The 18267-nt window shown below is 57.0% G+C and carries 16 protein-coding genes and 1 riboswitch; of the genes, 6 read left to right on the plus strand and 10 right to left on the minus strand.

The genetic code is table 11. The features are described 5' to 3' along the window. Positions 1–12 precede the first annotated feature (12 nt). Together rpoC and dcuB are read left to right on the plus strand one after the other, a co-directional pair. The gene (gene rpoC, locus SPE70_RS00860) at positions 13–4236 is read left to right on the plus strand and encodes a DNA-directed RNA polymerase subunit beta' (protein ID WP_008808004.1); all 4224 of its coding nucleotides are present in this window, start codon (positions 13–15) and stop codon (positions 4234–4236) included. Between the two features lie 400 nt (positions 4237–4636). Continuing rightward, the gene (dcuB, locus tag SPE70_RS00865) at positions 4637–5977 is read left to right on the plus strand and encodes an anaerobic C4-dicarboxylate transporter DcuB (protein ID WP_008808003.1); all 1341 of its coding nucleotides are present in this window, start codon (positions 4637–4639) and stop codon (positions 5975–5977) included. A 43-nt stretch (positions 5978–6020) separates the two neighbouring features. On the opposite strand, the gene SPE70_RS00870 is transcribed toward dcuB, so the two are convergent. The 10 genes from SPE70_RS00870 to SPE70_RS00915 all read right to left on the minus strand — a co-directional run bounded on the left by SPE70_RS00870 (position 6021) and on the right by SPE70_RS00915 (position 14793). Further along, a complete protein-coding gene (locus tag SPE70_RS00870; protein ID WP_008808002.1) occupies positions 6021–6338 on the minus strand; it encodes a PTS lactose/cellobiose transporter subunit IIA in 318 nt (105 codons plus the stop codon). A gap of 3 nt (positions 6339–6341) precedes the next feature. Beyond that, positions 6342–6602 carry a PTS sugar transporter subunit IIB gene (locus SPE70_RS00875; protein WP_004198931.1) on the minus strand — a complete coding sequence of 87 codons (261 nt, stop codon included), beginning with the start codon at positions 6600–6602 and terminating at the stop codon, positions 6342–6344. 216 nt (positions 6603–6818) lie between these two features. Then, entirely contained in the window at positions 6819–8351 is a 1533-nt protein-coding gene (locus SPE70_RS00880) for a sensor domain-containing diguanylate cyclase (protein ID WP_012543212.1), read from the minus strand. A 315-nt stretch (positions 8352–8666) separates the two neighbouring features. Next, the gene (gene thiH, locus SPE70_RS00885; protein WP_064170696.1) at positions 8667–9800 is read right to left on the minus strand and encodes a 2-iminoacetate synthase ThiH; all 1134 of its coding nucleotides are present in this window, start codon (positions 9798–9800) and stop codon (positions 8667–8669) included. Next, positions 9797–10567: a thiazole synthase gene (gene thiG / locus SPE70_RS00890; protein WP_064170695.1), complete on the minus strand. Its 771-nt coding sequence runs from the start codon at positions 10565–10567 to the stop codon at positions 9797–9799. The genes thiH and thiG overlap by 4 nt, the downstream gene beginning before the upstream one ends. Position 10568: 1 nt before the next feature. Beyond that, on the minus strand, positions 10569–10769 hold the full coding sequence (gene thiS / locus SPE70_RS00895) for a sulfur carrier protein ThiS (RefSeq protein WP_008807998.1): 201 nt from the start codon (positions 10767–10769) through the stop codon (positions 10569–10571). Beyond that, positions 10753–11508 (minus strand): thiazole biosynthesis adenylyltransferase ThiF, encoded by a 756-nt coding sequence (gene thiF, locus SPE70_RS00900; RefSeq protein WP_008807997.1) that lies wholly within the window; start codon positions 11506–11508, stop codon positions 10753–10755. Before thiF ends, thiS begins: the two co-directional genes overlap by 17 nt. Further along, positions 11501–12136, minus strand: a complete 636-nt coding sequence (thiE, locus tag SPE70_RS00905; RefSeq protein WP_023296881.1) for a thiamine phosphate synthase — start codon at positions 12134–12136, stop codon at positions 11501–11503. Before thiE ends, thiF begins: the two co-directional genes overlap by 8 nt. Then, a complete protein-coding gene (gene thiC / locus SPE70_RS00910; RefSeq protein ID WP_023323453.1) occupies positions 12136–14031 on the minus strand; it encodes a phosphomethylpyrimidine synthase ThiC in 1896 nt (631 codons plus the stop codon). The genes thiE and thiC overlap by 1 nt, the downstream gene beginning before the upstream one ends. Before the next feature lie 86 nt (positions 14032–14117). Further along, a riboswitch (TPP riboswitch) is annotated at positions 14118–14242 on the minus strand. Between the two features lie 53 nt (positions 14243–14295). After that, positions 14296–14793, minus strand: coding sequence for an Rsd/AlgQ family anti-sigma factor (locus SPE70_RS00915; protein ID WP_002884324.1), 498 nt, complete (start codon positions 14791–14793; stop codon positions 14296–14298). 93 nt (positions 14794–14886) lie between these two features. Here SPE70_RS00915 and nudC point away from each other — a divergent pair, with 93 nt between their 5' ends. Genes nudC through SPE70_RS00935 form a run of 4 tightly spaced genes read left to right on the plus strand, consistent with a single transcriptional unit; the run spans position 14887 to position 18082 of the window. After that, on the plus strand, positions 14887–15660 hold the full coding sequence (gene nudC, locus SPE70_RS00920) for an NAD(+) diphosphatase (RefSeq protein WP_008807994.1): 774 nt from the start codon (positions 14887–14889) through the stop codon (positions 15658–15660). Positions 15661–15700: 40 nt separating this feature from the next. Continuing rightward, positions 15701–16765 carry a uroporphyrinogen decarboxylase gene (gene hemE, locus SPE70_RS00925; RefSeq protein WP_008807993.1) on the plus strand — a complete coding sequence of 355 codons (1065 nt, stop codon included), beginning with the start codon at positions 15701–15703 and terminating at the stop codon, positions 16763–16765. Positions 16766–16777: 12 nt separating this feature from the next. Next, positions 16778–17449 (plus strand): deoxyribonuclease V, encoded by a 672-nt coding sequence (gene nfi / locus SPE70_RS00930; RefSeq protein ID WP_008807992.1) that lies wholly within the window; start codon positions 16778–16780, stop codon positions 17447–17449. Between the two features lie 42 nt (positions 17450–17491). After that, complete coding sequence (locus SPE70_RS00935; protein ID WP_012543208.1) at positions 17492–18082, plus strand: YjaG family protein; 591 nt, start codon at positions 17492–17494, stop codon at positions 18080–18082. The last annotated feature ends 185 nt before the right edge of the window (positions 18083–18267 follow it).

The raw sequence follows: 18267 nt of genomic DNA on the forward strand, positions 1-18267 counted from the left end.
GGGAGCAAATCCGTGAAAGACTTATTAAAGTTTCTGAAAGCGCAAACTAAAACCGAAGAGTTTGATGCGATCAAAATTGCTCTGGCATCGCCAGACATGATCCGTTCATGGTCTTTCGGTGAAGTTAAAAAGCCGGAAACCATTAACTACCGTACGTTCAAGCCTGAGCGTGACGGTCTGTTCTGTGCTCGTATTTTCGGGCCAGTAAAAGACTATGAGTGCCTGTGCGGTAAGTACAAGCGCCTGAAACACCGCGGTGTGATCTGTGAGAAGTGCGGCGTTGAAGTGACCCAGACTAAAGTGCGTCGTGAGCGCATGGGCCACATCGAGCTGGCATGCCCGACGGCGCACATCTGGTTCCTGAAATCGCTGCCGTCCCGTATCGGCCTGCTGCTGGATATGCCGCTGCGCGATATCGAACGTGTACTGTACTTCGAATCCTACGTGGTTATCGAAGGTGGCATGACCAACCTCGAACGCAACCAGATTCTGACTGAAGAGCAGTACCTGGATGCGCTGGAAGAGTTCGGTGACGAATTCGACGCGAAAATGGGTGCGGAAGCGATCCAGGCGCTGCTGCGCAATATGGATCTGGAGCAGGAATGCGAACAGCTGCGTGAAGAGCTGAACGAAACCAACTCCGAAACCAAGCGTAAAAAGCTGACCAAGCGCATTAAACTGCTGGAAGCGTTCGTTCAGTCTGGCAACAAGCCGGAATGGATGATCCTGACCGTTCTGCCGGTTCTGCCGCCAGATCTGCGTCCGCTGGTTCCGCTCGATGGCGGCCGTTTTGCGACTTCTGACCTGAACGATCTGTATCGTCGCGTCATTAACCGTAACAACCGTCTGAAACGTCTGCTGGATCTGGCTGCGCCGGACATCATCGTACGCAACGAAAAACGTATGCTGCAGGAAGCGGTTGACGCCCTGCTGGATAACGGCCGTCGCGGTCGTGCGATCACCGGTTCTAACAAACGTCCTCTGAAATCTTTGGCCGATATGATCAAAGGTAAACAGGGTCGTTTCCGTCAGAACCTGCTTGGTAAGCGTGTTGACTACTCCGGTCGTTCTGTTATCACCGTAGGTCCATACCTGCGTCTGCATCAGTGCGGTCTGCCGAAGAAAATGGCGCTGGAGCTGTTCAAACCGTTCATTTACGGCAAGCTGGAACTGCGTGGCCTGGCCACCACCATCAAAGCTGCTAAGAAAATGGTTGAGCGCGAAGAAGCCGTCGTTTGGGATATCCTGGACGAAGTTATCCGCGAACACCCGGTACTGCTGAACCGTGCGCCAACGCTGCACCGTTTAGGTATCCAGGCATTCGAACCGGTTCTGATCGAAGGTAAAGCTATTCAGCTGCACCCGCTGGTTTGTGCGGCCTATAACGCCGACTTCGATGGTGACCAGATGGCTGTTCACGTACCGCTGACGCTGGAAGCCCAGCTGGAAGCGCGTGCGCTGATGATGTCTACCAACAACATCCTGTCCCCGGCGAACGGCGAACCAATCATCGTTCCGTCTCAGGACGTTGTACTGGGTCTGTACTACATGACCCGTGACTGTGTTAACGCCAAAGGCGAAGGCATGGTGCTGACTGGCCCGAAAGAAGCGGAGCGTATTTATCGCGCCGGTCTGGCCTCTCTGCATGCGCGCGTTAAAGTGCGTATCACTGAATACGAAAAAGACGAGAATGGTGAATTCGTCGCGAAGACTAGCCTGAAAGACACGACCGTTGGCCGTGCCATTCTGTGGATGATCGTACCGAAAGGTCTGCCGTTCTCTATCGTGAACCAGGCGCTCGGTAAGAAAGCGATCTCCAAGATGCTGAACACCTGTTACCGTATTCTGGGCCTGAAACCGACCGTTATTTTTGCGGACCAGACGATGTACACCGGCTTTGCTTATGCAGCGCGTTCAGGTGCATCCGTTGGTATCGATGACATGGTCATCCCGGAGAAAAAATACGAAATCATCAGCGAAGCGGAAGCGGAAGTTGCTGAGATTCAGGAACAGTTCCAGTCTGGTCTGGTCACCGCGGGCGAACGCTACAACAAAGTTATCGATATCTGGGCTGCGGCGAACGATCGTGTATCCAAAGCGATGATGGATAACCTGCAAACCGAAACCGTGATTAACCGTGACGGTCAGGAAGAGCAGCAGGTTTCCTTCAACAGCATCTACATGATGGCCGACTCCGGTGCGCGTGGTTCTGCGGCACAGATTCGTCAGCTGGCTGGTATGCGTGGTCTGATGGCGAAGCCGGATGGCTCCATCATCGAAACGCCGATCACCGCGAACTTCCGTGAAGGTCTGAACGTACTCCAGTACTTCATCTCCACCCACGGTGCGCGTAAAGGTCTGGCGGATACCGCACTGAAGACTGCGAACTCCGGTTACCTGACTCGTCGTCTGGTTGACGTTGCGCAGGACCTGGTTGTCACTGAAGACGACTGTGGCACCCTGGAAGGCATCACCATGACGCCGGTTATCGAAGGTGGCGACGTTAAAGAGCCGCTGCGCGATCGCGTACTGGGTCGTGTGACTGCTGAAGACGTTCTGAAGCCGGGTACCGCGGACATTCTGGTTCCACGCAACACGCTGCTGCACGAGCACTGGTGTGACCTGCTGGAAGAGAACTCCGTTGACTCCGTCAAAGTTCGTTCCGTTGTATCCTGTGACACCGACTTTGGTGTATGTGCGCACTGCTACGGTCGTGACCTGGCGCGTGGCCACCTCATCAACAAAGGTGAGGCTATCGGCGTTATCGCGGCACAGTCCATCGGTGAGCCGGGTACACAGCTGACGATGCGTACGTTCCACATCGGTGGTGCGGCATCTCGTGCGGCTGCTGAATCCAGCATCCAGGTGAAAAATAAAGGTAGCATCCGTCTGAGCAACGCGAAGTCGGTTGTGAACTCCAGCGGTAAACTGGTTATCACCTCTCGTAACACCGAGCTGAAACTGATCGACGAATTCGGTCGTACCAAAGAAAGCTATAAAGTGCCTTACGGCTCCGTTATGGCGAAAGGCGACGGCGAACAGGTTGCTGGCGGTGAAACCGTTGCAAACTGGGATCCGCATACCATGCCGGTTATCACCGAAGTGAGTGGTTTCGTCCGCTTCACTGACATGATCGACGGCCAGACCATTACTCGTCAGACCGACGAGCTGACCGGTCTGTCTTCGCTGGTGGTTCTGGATTCCGCGGAACGTACCTCCGGTGGTAAAGATCTGCGTCCAGCACTGAAAATTGTTGATGCTCAGGGCAATGACGTTCTGATCCCAGGCACCGATATGCCGGCTCAGTACTTCCTGCCGGGTAAAGCGATTGTTCAGCTGGAAGATGGCGTACAGATCAGCTCTGGTGACACCCTGGCGCGTGTTCCGCAGGAATCCGGCGGTACCAAGGACATCACCGGTGGTCTGCCGCGCGTTGCGGACCTGTTCGAAGCACGTCGTCCGAAAGAGCCGGCAATCCTGGCTGAAATCAGCGGCATCATTTCCTTCGGTAAAGAAACCAAAGGGAAACGTCGTCTGGTTATCACCCCGGTAGACGGTAGCGAACCGTACGAAGAGATGATTCCGAAATGGCGTCAGCTGAACGTGTTCGAAGGTGAACGTGTAGAACGTGGTGACGTGGTTTCCGACGGTCCGGAAGCACCGCACGACATTCTGCGTCTTCGTGGCGTGCACGCGGTAACGCGTTACATCACCAACGAAGTGCAGGACGTTTACCGTCTGCAAGGCGTTAAGATTAACGATAAGCACATTGAAGTTATCGTTCGTCAGATGCTGCGTAAAGCGACCATCGAAAGTGCTGGTAGCTCCGACTTCCTCGAAGGCGAGCAGGTTGAATACTCCCGCGTTAAGATCGCTAACCGCGAGCTTGAAGCGAATGGCAAAGTGGCGGCAACCTATTCCCGCGACCTGCTGGGTATCACCAAAGCGTCTCTGGCAACCGAGTCCTTCATCTCCGCGGCCTCGTTCCAGGAGACCACTCGCGTGCTGACCGAAGCAGCCGTTGCGGGCAAACGCGACGAACTGCGCGGTCTGAAAGAGAACGTCATCGTGGGTCGTCTGATCCCGGCGGGTACCGGCTATGCGTACCACCAGGATCGTATGCGCCGTCGCGCAGCGGGCGAACAGCCAGCTGCCCCGCAGGTGAGCGTAGAAGAAGCGTCTGCCAACCTGGCAGAACTGCTGAACGCAGGCCTGGGCGGTTCTGACAACGATTAATCGTTGATGCACTGCTAAAAAGCCGGTCAGGTTTCCTGACCGGCTTTTTTATTGTTTGTTCGCCGCCTCACCCTCTTCTTTAATTACATTTACGACATATTAACGCCGCATATTTTTAGCAATTAATTCATATAAAATATCCATCCCCCGTTCACTGGAAAAACCTTTGTTTATATATGGGTAAAAGTTCTACTCATATCAAAAAATAATCAATCCAAAGGCGATATATTCAAAATACCTAATGAATCATGGGATTACTTCTGCTGCTTTATCTTCGAAGCTACGGCTCTGGAGAGGGATCGCCGCATCTCATGCTTCTCCCGATAAGACGCAGAAATAATACCGGCAGGCAGGTGTTGGTCATTTCTTTTGGTCTGAGTGGACAGGCTCTGGGGGCTGCATGGAATTTGCGATACAACTCATTATTATCTTAATTTGTCTGTTTTATGGTGCCCGAAAAGGCGGTATTGCGCTGGGCCTGTTGGGCGGCATCGGTTTGGTTATCCTTGTTTTTGTGTTCCATCTTCAGCCGGGTAAACCACCGGTTGATGTAATGCTGGTGATCATTGCCGTCGTGGCCGCTTCGGCCACGCTACAGGCGTCCGGCGGGCTGGATGTCATGTTACAGATTGCCGAGAAGCTGCTGCGGCGCAACCCGAAATATGTTTCAATCGTCGCGCCTTTCGTCACCTGCACGCTGACCATTCTCTGCGGTACCGGACACGTGGTGTACACGATCCTGCCGATTATCTACGATGTCGCCATTAAGAATAACATTCGTCCGGAGCGTCCGATGGCGGCCAGCTCCATAGGCGCCCAGATGGGGATCATCGCCAGCCCGGTCTCGGTAGCGGTGGTGTCGCTGGTGGCGATGCTGGGGAATTTTACCTTTAACGGTAAACACCTGGAATTTCTCGACCTGCTGGCGATAACCATTCCGTCCACGCTGCTGGGGATCCTGGCGATTGGTATCTTCAGCTGGTTCCGTGGCAAAGATCTGGATAAAGACGAAGCCTTCCAGGCGTTTATTGCGGTACCGGAAAATCGCCATTACGTCTATGGCGATACGGCGACGCTGCTGGATAAAAAGCTGCCGACCAGCAACTGGATTGCGATGTGGATCTTCCTTGCTTCCATCGCCGTGGTGGCCTTACTCGGCGCGTTTTCCGAACTGCGTCCGGCCTTCGACGGTAAGCCGCTGTCGATGGTGCTGGTGATCCAGATGTTCATGCTGCTCTCCGGGGCATTGATCATCATCATTACCAAAACCAACCCGGCGTCGATTTCTAAAAATGAGGTTTTCCGTTCGGGAATGATCGCTATCGTCGCGGTATACGGCATCGCGTGGATGGCGGAAACTATGTTCGGCGCGCATATGACCGAGATTAAAGGTGTGCTCGGGGAGATGGTGAAGGAGTACCCGTGGGCTTACGCCATCGTACTGCTGCTGGTTTCGAAGTTTGTGAACTCTCAGGCGGCAGCGCTGGCGGCGATTGTTCCGGTGGCGCTGGCCATCGGCGTCGACCCGGCCTATATCGTGGCTTCCGCGCCGGCCTGCTATGGCTACTATATTCTGCCGACCTACCCAAGCGATCTGGCGGCGATCCAGTTCGACCGCTCAGGGACCACCCATATCGGCCGCTTTGTCATTAACCATAGCTTCATCCTGCCCGGGCTCATCGGCGTCGGTGTCTCCTGCGTGTTTGGCTGGGTATTCGCCGCGATGTATGGTTTTCTTTGAGAGGGGACGGGCGCCGGCAGCGGCGCCCGTTAAATCCGCGAGATTACTGCGCGAGCGGCAGACGACGATAGAGTTCAATCATATCGGTCGCCAGATCCTGAATGACCATGGCGTTCATCAGGTGGTCCTGAGAGTGAACGGTGATCAGGTTGACCGGCAGCTTACCGGTGCCTTCATCCAGGCCGATGAGCTGGGTCTGGATTTTATGCGCATGTTTGACGAACTCATGGGACTCGGCCATGGCCTGCTCGGCTGCCGCAAAGTCACCTTTCCGTGCTAACTGGAGAGCAGTGAGCGCCGCGCTACGTGCGGAACCGGCATTAACCAACAGTTCCATGATGATCGTTTCTAAATCTTCCATCGATTACTCCAGCATCTTCAGGGCTTTATCCAGAACGGCATCGCCTTTCATCATGCCGTAGTCCATCATATCGATCACCGCGACTTTCTTGCCGAATGGATCGGCCAGCGCCTGCAGTTTCGCCTGCTCATATTTCACCTGCGGGCCGAGTAAAATAATGTCGGCGGCGGCCAGGTTATCTTTAAACTCGGCGACCGGGACGGCCTTGATAGAAACCTCAACACCTTTCTTCTGCGCGGCATCTTGCATACGCTGAACCAGCATGCTGGTGGACATACCGGCGGCACAGCACAAAACGATATTCTTCATAGTCAGTGGCCCTTGTGTTCCGTGATGTCTTATCTTTATCGCGGCCCTGGCGATGCGACAACCGCTTTACCGTGATTGTGTGTAAGTCATCACACAAAAATTGAAACCGGTTTCATTATTGCCGATAAAAATAAAAAAGCCCACCGAAGTGGGCGGCCGCTTCCTGTTGTCTCACGCGCGGAGGATGCGGTTTTTACCTTGTTGCTTGGCTTTGTAAAGTGCCTCATCGACGCTCACCACCAGCTTATCCAGCGGCTCCATATTCCATTCCCCCAGTCCGGCGCTAAATGTGACCGTCAGGCCATCTTCGCGCCAGGTACGCCGTTCGACGTTGACCCGCCATGTTTCCAGTAGCGTTCGGGCGTTATCGATGTGTTCGGCAGGAAAGACCACCGCGAACTCTTCACCGCCGTAGCGATAAAGGGAAATCTCCAGCGGCTGGAGGACCTGCAGCCCCTCGCGGGCGACGTTGCGCAGGACGATATCGCCGTTGAGGTGTCCCCAGGTGTCGTTGATCGATTTGAAGTTATCGATATCGACCAGGGCAAGGGCGAAAGGTTGGTGATCGTTCATCAGCGCGGCGATATCGCTGTCGAAGGCGCGGCGGTTTTTGCAGCCAGTGAGGGCGTCGATGGTGGCCTGGCGAACGTAGGTCAGTTCACGCTGTTTGTTGGTTTCAATGGCTTTACTCAGCATTGCCTCAAGGCGCGGAGCGCGTTTGACGTCGCCGGTTTTAATCGCATTGATGATATTCATCAGCACGGTACGGGAAGCATGACGCAGATAAAGGCCGAACAAGAGGATGATAATCGCCGCGAGTGAGAAACCGCCGATCACTAAGTTTGTCTCATGGCGCGTCAGATTGATCAGGGTGGCGTTATCGACACGGTAAATCACGAACCAGTCGGGATTGGTAAAGGAGTAGTAGTAATACCAGGTATCGCTCCTGACATCGTAAAGCTGCCCCTCTCCGCTGGTCATTTTATCCATCAGTTCGTCGCTGACGAAGGGTTTAAACAGCGCGCCCGGGTCGGAGTGCAGGACAACTTTGCCATCCCGCTGCACCACAAAAAATTCCCCCTGTACGGGGGCGACCATCTGCCGTAGCGCGAACCCCATGGAGGTGAGATCTAGATGAAAAGCCAGGCTGCCCTTGAGTTTACCCTCCGGAGTAATGATGGGTTTGAAAATGGTAATCGTCGGATGGTGGGTGAAAAAGTCCATATACGGGCTGGTGTAGTGGCTGAAGGTGCTGGCTTCTGCCTGTTTGATAAACCAGGGCCGCGTTTTGGGGTCGAAAGCCAGGCTGTCTTCATTTTTCAGTACTTCCGGGGCGCGCAGATAGTGGCCCTCGGTATCCGCCAGCGAGATGGATGAGACGCTTGGCATCATGTTCTGTAACTGCATTAGCGTGGTTAACCCTTTCTCCGGATCAACGTTCACCGCGCGGTTCAGTTCGTCATTACGGGCAAAGAAGGTGGCCGCGCGGCCGAGGATAAAATCATTTTCCCGCAGCAGCGTTTCCGTATAGTTGATGGCCAGGTTGTGGGTAAAGTTGCGGTTAATATCGTGATAATCTTCGAGAAAATCTTTCCGCTGTGCCAGGGTGACAAAAGTAGCAATCAGCATGAAACTGAGCAAAATGCCGGCAAACCCCACGACGATTGGTGTCGTAAAAGAGAGTTTTCTGTTGTGTAGCGCCATGAATCGTTAATCGTCCCGGATGTATAAACCAAGGGTCCGAACGCAGCTTGTGTCAGCGAGCCTGCCGATCGAATCAGTTAACTATTGCTCAATTATAACTCTGAGGCCTTCATCTATCGTGATTTATATTCGTCGATAATGAACCGGCCCTCGCGCAGCGCGGAGAGGCAGGGCGAAAATGAGGAAGAAAACGTTCGCCCTGGTCAGCGTCCGCTGCTGACCCGGGCAGAATAGAAAAACGGCGGCAATCGGGCGACTCCCCATTTTTCATCTCTCGTGCAGGCACGCAAAATAATCAGCGGCTTGCAACATACTTCATGATGATTGCGAGGCGCGTCCCAGCCAGCTGTCCCAGTCTTTCCATACCGGCTGCAGGCCACGGGCGGCTAGCGCGCTGGCGACCTCTTCAGGGCGGCGATCGTCATGTGGGGCAAATTGCTCGAGCTCCGGATGATCGTCGGCGTAGCCGCCGGGCTGCGTTTTAGAGAAGGCGCTGACGTTATTGATCGCCAGCGGGATCACCCGGTCGCGGAACCAGGGTGATTCACGGGTTGAAAGCGACAGCTCAACCTCCGGCGCCAGCAGGCGGAAGGCGCAAATGGTCTGCACCAGCTGGCGCTCATCCATCAGCGAAGCTGGTTCAATACCGCCGGCGCAGGGACGCAGGCGCGGGAAGGAGACCGAGTAGCGGCTGCGCCAGTAGCGCTGCTGCAGCCACAGCAGGTGCTCGGCGACCATAAAGCAGTCCACCCGCCAGCTGTTGGAAAGACCAATCAACGCGCCGAGGCCGATCTTATCGATCCCCGCCTCGCCCAGGCGATCCGGTGTATCCAGCCGCCAGAAGAAATCCTGTTTTTTCCCTTTCAGATGGTGCTGGGCATACATGCTTTCATGGTAGGTCTCCTGATAGACCATTACCCCGTCGAGCCCCAGCGTTTTCAGCTCGGCATACTCTTCGGTCGCCAGCGGCTGCACCTCCATATGCAGCGAGGCAAACTGGCTGCGGATAGCCGGCAGGTGCTGGCGGAAATAATCCATTCCCACCTTGCCCTGATGCTCGCCGGTCACCAGCAGCAGATGCTCAAAGCCCAGGTCGCGGATCGCGGCGCACTCGCGGGCAATCTCGGCGGCATCCAGCGTCTTGCGCTTAATGCGATTGCTCATTGAGAAGCCGCAGTAGGTGCAGTCATTGGCGCACAGGTTGGAGAGATACAGTGGTACGTAAAAGCTGACGGTATTGCCGAAGCGCTGCCGGGTGAGCCGCTGCGCACGCTGGGCCAGCGGTTCAAGATAGTTGGCCGCCGCCGGTGAAAGCAGGGCCATCATGTCGTCACGGGTGAGCTGTTTGGCCGCCAGCGCCCGTTCGACGTCGGCGGCGGTTTTGCTGTTGATGCGCAGGCGGATGTCGTCCCACTCCAGCTCCCGCCAGCGATCGCTGAAGGTTTTCATGCCAGCGCCTCCAGGAATCCGGTCAGCGGGCTGGTGGCCTGCGCCTGCGTACTGCGTGCCCCCGGTCCGGCCTGACGCGCCAGTAATCCGGCATCGACTGCCATACGGAAGGCGCGGGCCATGGTCACGGGGTCGTCGGCGACGGCAATGGCGGTATTGACCAGCACCGCATCTGCGCCCATCTCCAGCGCCTGCGCCGCATGGCTCGGCACGCCGATCCCGGCATCAACCACCACCGGTACCGTCGCCTGTTCGATAATAATCTCCAGCATAGCCCTGGTTTCCAGCCCCTGATTGGAGCCGATCGGCGCACCCAGCGGCATCACCGCCGCGCAGCCAGCCTCTTCCAGCCGTTTACACAGCACCGGATCGGCGCCACAGTAGGGCAGGACGACGAACCCTTCGCGCACCAGCAGCTCCGCCGCCTTCAGGGTTTCAATCGGGTCAGGCAGCAGCCAGCGGGCATCCGGGTGGATCTCCAGCTTCAGCCAGTGGGTGCCCAGGGCTTCCCGCGCCAGGCGGGCGGCAAACACCGCCTCTTCCGCCGTCTTGGCGCCTGAGGTATTCGGCAGCAGGTTAACGCCCGCCGCCAGCAGCGGCGCGAGAATCGCGTCATTGTGCTGGCGTAAATCGACGCGCTTCATCGCCAGCGTCACCAGCTGGCTTCCCGAGGCGCGAATCGCCTCAACCATCACCTCCGGGGCGGCGAATTTGCCGGTACCGGTAAAAAGATGGGATTCAAACGTTTTGTCTGCAATACGTAACATGTCAACCTCCAGCGATAACCTGAAAAAGCAGGATCCGATCGCCTTCCTGTAAGAGATGATCTTCCCACCGGTCGCGCGGCAGGATGTGTTGATTAAGAGCCAGCGCAACGCCCGGCTGCAGCTGTTCGAGCTGGGTCAGCAGGGCGCTGACGCTGAGATTGTCGGCACATGCCAGCGGCTCGTCGTTAAACCAAATCTGCATGCCGCCCTCCGCACACCGGGCAATTCCGGGAGCGCTGTAGCGCCAGATTACGCCAGTTGCTGGTGCGGGCGTCGAACAGCCGCAGGGTATTACGCGGCGTCGTCATGCCGCTGAGTAGCTTAATCGCCTCCAGCGCCTGCAGCGTGCCCATCATGCCGACGACCGGGCCGACGATCCCCGCGGTGCGGCAGTTGCGCTGCGGTTCGTCGCTATCCGGCCACAGGCAGCGATAGCAGCCCTGCGCCCAGGGGGGAGTGAGCACCATCAACTGACCGCCGAAGCCGACGGCGCTGGCGGTCACTAACGGGGTGTCGAGGGCCACACAGGCGGCGTTGATTGCCTGGCGGGTCACCATGTTATCGGTGCAGTCCAGCACCACGTCCGCTTTCGCCACCTCAGCGCGCAGCGCCTCGCCGCTCAGACGTTGCTGGAGCGCAACCAGTTTGATCTGCGGGTTTAGCTGACTGAGCCGGGTCTTTGCCGCCGCGGCTTTTGGCCGGTCGATATCCTCGCTGGTGAACAGGATCTGCCGCTGCAGGTTGCTGAGATGCACGGCGTCGTCATCGGCCAGGGTCAGCGTCCCGACGCCCGCTCCGGCAAGATAGAGCGCCGCCGGGGAGCCCAGCCCGCCAAGGCCGATAATCAGCACCCGGCTGGCTAACAGTTTCTGCTGACCCTCGATGGCAATATCCTCCAGCAGCAGCTGGCGGCTATAGCGCATAAAGTCGTGATCATTCATCGCCTGCTCCCGCCAGCGCCAGCAGCTGGTCTGTCGCTGCCCGCCAGTCCGCCGCCTGGGTAATAGCGCTGACCACCGCGATGCTGCCGACGCCGGTCGCCAGTACGCCCGGCGCTTTTTCCAGACTGATGCCGCCGATCGCGACGGTGGGGTAATCCGCCAGGCGTTGAATATGTCTGGCTAGCTGGTCGAGGCCCTGCGGCGCGGAAGGCATCTGTTTGGTTTGCGTCGGGAAGACATGGCCCAGCGCGATGTAAGAGGGGCGCGCCGCCAGCGCGACATCAATTTCCATATCGTCGTGAGTGGAGACGCCGAGACGCAGTCCGGCTTTGCGGATAGCGCTCAGATCGGTGGTTTCCAGATCTTCTTGCCCCAGGTGTACCCCGTAGGCCTGATGCTTAATCGCCAGCTGCCAGTAATCGTTAATGAACAACCGGGCGTGATAGCGGCGGCCAAGGGCGATGGCGGCGATCACGTCATCCTCCACGTCGCTGTCACGTTGGTCTTTGATGCGCAGTTGAAGAGTACGCACTCCCGCCTCCAGCAGGCGCTCAATCCACGCCACGCTGTCAACCACCGGGTAGAGTCCAAGACGAAATGGGACGGGTGGAAAATCAGGTTGATACATCAGGCTTCCTCCTGTTTCAGGTAGATTTCGCCGCCACGGGCGCGGAAGTGATGCGACATATCGGCCATGCCAGCTTCGATATTTTGCTTCGCGGCGTAGTCGCGGACTTCCTGGGTGATTTTCATCGAACAGAATTTCGGCCCGCACATGGAGCAGAAATGGGCGACCTTGCCGGACTCCTGCGGCAGGGTTTCATCGTGATAGGCCCGCGCGGTGAAGGGGTCGAGCGCGAGGTTGAACTGGTCTTCCCAGCGGAATTCGAAACGCGCTTTGGACATCGCGTTGTCGCGGATCTGCGCCCCGGGGTGGCCTTTCGCGAGGTCGGCGGCGTGGGCGGCGATTTTGTAGGTAATCAGCCCCTGTTTCACATCCTCTTTGTTGGGCAGGCCGAGATGCTCTTTTGGCGTGACGTAGCACAGCATCGCGCAGCCAAACCAGCCAATCATTGCCGCGCCGATACCGGAAGTGAAATGGTCGTAGCCCGGCGCGATGTCGGTGGTGAGCGGGCCTAAGGTGTAGAATGGCGCTTCGTGGCAATGCTCCAGCTCTTCGGTCATATTGCGGCGGATCATCTGCATCGGCACGTGGCCGGGGCCTTCAATCATCACCTGCACGTCATACTCCCAGGCGATTTTCGTCAGTTCGCCGAGGGTGCGCAGCTCGGAAAACTGCGCCTCGTCGTTGGCGTCCTGAATGGAGCCGGGGCGCAAGCCATCACCCAGCGAGAGCGAAACGTCATAGGCGGCGCAGATTTCGCAGATTTCGCGGAAGTGCTGGTAGAGGAAGTTTTCCTGATGGTGCGACAGGCACCATTTGGCCATGATTGAACCACCGCGCGACACGATACCTGTCAGGCGCTTCGCGGTCATCGGCACGTAGCGCAGCAGTACGCCGGCGTGAATCGTGAAGTAGTCGACGCCCTGTTCGGCCTGTTCCAGCAGGGTATCGCGGAAGGCTTCCCAGGTCAGGTTCTCGGCAATGCCGTTGACCTTCTCCAGCGCCTGGTAAATCGGAACGGTACCAATCGGCACCGGGCTGTTGCGCAGGATCCACTCGCGGGTTTCGTGGATATAGCGGCCGGTGGAGAGGTCCATCACCGTGTCGGCGCCCCAGCGGGTTGACCAGACCAGTTTTTCCACCTCCTCTTCGATGGAAGAGGTCACCGCCGAGTTGCCGATATTGGCATTCACTTTCACCAGGAAATTGCGGCCGATAATCATCGGCTCAGATTCCGGGTGGTTGATGTTGGCGGGGATGATGGCGCGTCCGGCGGCAACTTCATCGCGGACGAACTCGGGGGTAATGTTTTCCGGCAGGCGGGCACCGAAGCCTTCCCCGGCATGCTGCTGGCGCAGAACCTCGCTGCGGATACGTTCGCGACCCATGTTTTCGCGAATGGCGATGAACTCCATCTCCGGGGTGACGATCCCCTGGCGGGCGTAGTGCAGTTGGGTAACGCATTTCCCGGCGACGGCGCGTTTGGGCGTCAGCAGGCCGCTGAAGCGCAGCTCATCGAGACCGTCATCGGCCAGCCGCGCTTTGGTATAGGCCGAGCTGCGTTCGCTGAGCGGAGCGCAGTCGTTACGCGCGTCGATCCACGGCTGGCGCAGCTTTGCCAGCCCCTGGCGGACATCAATGCCAATATCCGGGTCGCCATAAGGGCCGGAGGTGTCATATACCGGGATCGGTTCATTGGCTTCGTACCGGGGGTTATCTTTATCGCCGCCGACGAGGGTCGGGCTGAGCTGAATTTCACGCATCGGGACGCGGATATCCGCTTGTGAGCCGTGAACGTAGATGCGGCGTGAATTGGGAAAAGCGGTACCTGCCAGCGTATCAATGAATCGCTGCGCGTGCTCGCGTTGTTCCCGACGGGTGAGTTTGGTAGTAGACATAGCGCATTCCAGTTAAAAAAGGAGATGGCTTGTCAGACGACGGATGGAGTAACAGATGCGACCGGTCCAGAACGGACAGGTGCAACCAGCAGTTTACTCTTGTTCCCTTCGCAGGTATTAGCCTGATCAGGTTCCGCGGATCCCGAATTAACGGTCTCAGCCTTTTCCACTTTAGCCAGCGCATGGAAAATAGGCACTCCGACAAGATGACGTCCCCTCCGGAGAGGGGGAATGGAGGTAAACTACTCGTTAATTGCGCACAACTCAAGCGGTCGGCGCAATATTATCGCGCACGTCGTTGCTCAGATTATGCGCGACGGCGAGGGCGATCAGTTTATCCTCCAGCGCGAAACGTGCTTCCAGCGACTCGCCGATATCCGACAGCGCCTGCTGAAATTCAAGGTAGTTATCGTGATCGATAGCGTTTTCGAGGCAGGTATCGTAGTAGTCCATCATCTGCTGGGTATTGGCTTCCAGCTGTGGATAAAGCCGGGTGGCGGCTAAAAGTGGGGTATCGCCTTCCATTTCGCCAATAATGCGTTCATAAATACTAAAATGACCGGATGAGAGGTAATCCACCAGACTTTGGCAAAAGTCATCCAGCGCCTTTTCGTTTAGCCGCATAAATGACTCTTTGCCCGGTTTCAGGCCAACCAGATTGTAGTAAGCCACGAGCAGATGCTTACGCACTTGTAGCCAGCGATCGACCAGTTCATTACTACCGCCAACGCGCTCCGTCAGATTTTCCAGCTGGTTTAGCATGATTGACTCCGCTAGTTTTGATTTAAATCTGCTCACCAAAATGTAAATATAATGTTAACAACATGCCAGTGAAGCAAAGGTAGTGCAATAGATATGGATCGTATTATTGAAAAATTAGATCGCGGCTGGTGGGTTGTCAGTCACGAACAAAAATTATGGTTGCCTGGTGGAGAATTACCACATGGCGAAGCGGTTAATTTCGATCTTGTCGGACAGCATGCGCTGCATATTGGCGAGTGGCAGGGCGAGTCCGTCTGGATGGTGCGCCAGGATCGCCGCCATGACATGGGATCGTTACGCCAGGTTCTGGATCAGGATCCGGGTCTCTTCCAGCTGGCGGGGCGAGGGATCCAGCTCGCCGAATTTTATCGATCGCATAAATTTTGCGGCTACTGTGGCCATCCGATGCATGCCAGCAAAAGCGAATGGGCGATGCTGTGCAGCCACTGCCGTGAACGCTATTACCCGCAAATTGCCCCCTGCATTATCGTCGCTATCCGTCGCGATGATTCGATCCTGTTGGCGCAACATACCCGCCATCGTAACGGCGTGCACACCGTGCTGGCCGGGTTTGTCGAAGTGGGTGAAACCCTTGAGCAGGCGGTGGCCCGCGAGGTGATGGAGGAGAGCGGTATCAAGGTGAAAAACCTGCGCTATGTGACCTCTCAGCCGTGGCCGTTCCCGCAGTCGCTGATGACCGCTTTTATGGCGGATTACGCGGATGGCGATATCGTGGTCGACAAAAAAGAGCTGCTGACCGCGGACTGGTACCGCTATGACAATCTGCCGCTCCTGCCACCGCCGGGCACGGTGGCGCGTCGGCTTATCGAAGATACGGTGGCGATGTGTCGGGCAGAGTTCGAGTGACATGTTACACTGGGCGCATCAACGCTAAAGGAATGTAAAAATGACCGAACTGAAAAACGATCGTTACCTGCGCGCGCTGCTGCGTCAGCCGGTTGATGTCACCCCGGTGTGGATGATGCGCCAGGCGGGCCGCTATTTACCGGAGTACAAAGCCACCCGTGCGCAAGCGGGCGACTTTATGTCGCTGTGTAAAAATGCCGAGCTGGCCTGCGAAGTGACGCTCCAGCCGCTGCGCCGTTACCCGCTGGATGCGGCGATCCTCTTTTCGGACATCCTGACGATCCCGGACGCCATGGGTCTGGGGCTGTACTTTGAAGCTGGCGAAGGTCCGCGCTTCACCTCGCCGATAAAAAGCAAAGCCGACGTCGACAAGCTGCCAATCCCGGATCCGGAGCAGGAACTGGGCTATGTCATGAACGCCGTGCGTACCATTCGCCGCGAACTGAAAGGCGAAGTGCCGCTGATCGGCTTCTCCGGTAGCCCCTGGACGCTGGCGACCTACATGGTGGAAGGCGGCAGCAGCAAAGCGTTCACCGTGATCAAAAAGATGATGTACGCCGAACCGCAGGCGCTGCATGCGCTGCTGGAGAAGCTGGCGAAAAGCGTCACCTTGTACCTCAACGCGCAGATCAAAGCCGGCGCGCAGTCGGTGATGATTTTCGACACCTGGGGCGGGGTGCTGACCGGTCGCGACTATCAGCAGTTCTCGCTCTACTACATGCATAAAATTGTCGATGGCCTGCTGCGGGAGAACGAAGGCCGCCGCGTGCCGGTGACCCTGTTCACCAAAGGCGGTGGCCAGTGGCTGGAAGCGATGGCGGAGACCGGCTGTGACGCGCTGGGGCTCGACTGGACCACCGATATCGCTGATGCTCGCCGTCGTGTAGGTCACAAAGTGGCGCTCCAGGGCAATATGGACCCGTCGATGCTGTATGCTCCCGCCCCGCGTATTGAAGAGGAAGTGGCGACTATTCTCGCCGGCTTCGGCCAGGGCGAAGGCCATGTCTTTAACCTTGGTCACGGCATCCATCAGGATGTCGACCCGCAGCATGCGGGCGTCTTTGTTGAGGCGGTGCATCGTCTTTCCACACCCTATCATCAATAGGAGATAAGCCGTATGGATTTAGCCGCGCTACGTACCCAACAACAACAGTTAGCCGCGTCGGTCGAGCGAGCGGATCGACTGGATCGCGACCCGCCGGCGTTGATCGGCGGCGCGGATGTCGGGTTTGAGCAGGAAGGGGAAGTGACCCGGGCTGCGATGGTGCTGCTGACCTGGCCTGAGCTTGAGCTGGTGGAGTATCAGGTGGCGCGCGTCGCCACCACCATGCCCTATATTCCCGGCTTTCTCTCGTTTCGCGAAACACCTGCGCTGCTGGCGGCGTGGGAGCAGCTTTCGCAAAAACCGGACCTGCTCTTCGTCGACGGCCACGGTATCTCCCATCCCCGGCGGCTCGGCGTCGCCAGCCATTTTGGTCTGATGATTGACGTGCCGACCATCGGGGTGGCGAAAAAACGGCTGTGCGGAAAAATCGGCGAACTGGGTGATGAGCCCGGCGCACTGGCCCCGCTGATGGATAAAAATGAGCAACTGGCCTGGGTCTGGCGCAGCAAAGTGCGCTGCAACCCGCTGTTTATTAGCACCGGTCACCGGGTGGGCATGGACAGCGCCTTAATGTGGGTTGAGCGCTGCATGCGAGGCTATCGTCTCCCCGAGCCGACGCGCTGGGCCGATGCGGTGGCGTCCCGTCGTCCGTCGTTTGTGCGTTGGCAAGCAAATCACGGCTGATTCAGGTACACTGCGCCTAATTTCTGACTTCGAGAATTCATCATGTTACAAAACCCGATTCACCTGCGCCTGGAGAAGCTGGAAAGCTGGCAGCATGTCACTTTTATGGCCTGCCTGTGCGAGCGTATGTACCCTAACTACGCCATGTTCTGCAAGCAAACCGAGTTCGGCGACGGCCAGCTGTACCGTCGTATCCTGGACCTGATCTGGGAAACGCTGACGGTTAAAGATGCGAAGGTGAATTTCGACAGTCAGCTGGAGAAACTGGAAGAGGCCATCCCGGCGGCAGATGATTTCGACCTGTACGGTGTTTATCCGGCTATAGACGCCTGCGTGGCGTTGAGCGAACTGATCCATTCGCGTCTGAGCGGTGAAACACTTGAGCACGCGATTGAGGTGAGCAAGACATCCATCACCAGCGTGGCGATGCTGGAAATGACCCAGGCCGGTCGCGAAATGACCGATGAAGAGCTGAAAGCGAACCCGGCGGTAGAGCAGGAATGGGATATTCAGTGGGAAATTTTCCGCCTGCTGGCCGACTGCGAAGAGCGTGACCTTGAGCTGATAAAAGGTCTGCGCGCGGACCTGCGTGAGGCCGGTGAGAGCAATATTGGTATAAATTTTCAGCAGTGAGACCAGAAAACGTGATTTACCGCCTGAATTGTAGCGTCTGAAGGCTTCCATTCCGCCCCCCGTCTGGTCTACATTTGGAGGGCGAAAAAAAGTGGCTATCGGTGCGTGTATGCAGGAGGGTGCTTTTTTGGCATTTCCGTCGCACTCGATGCTTAGCAAGCGATAAACACATTGTAAGGATAACT

This window comes from Klebsiella sp. ZJOU C1, from assembly GCF_035620215.1.
Taxonomy (GTDB): domain Bacteria; phylum Pseudomonadota; class Gammaproteobacteria; order Enterobacterales; family Enterobacteriaceae; genus Klebsiella; species Klebsiella variicola.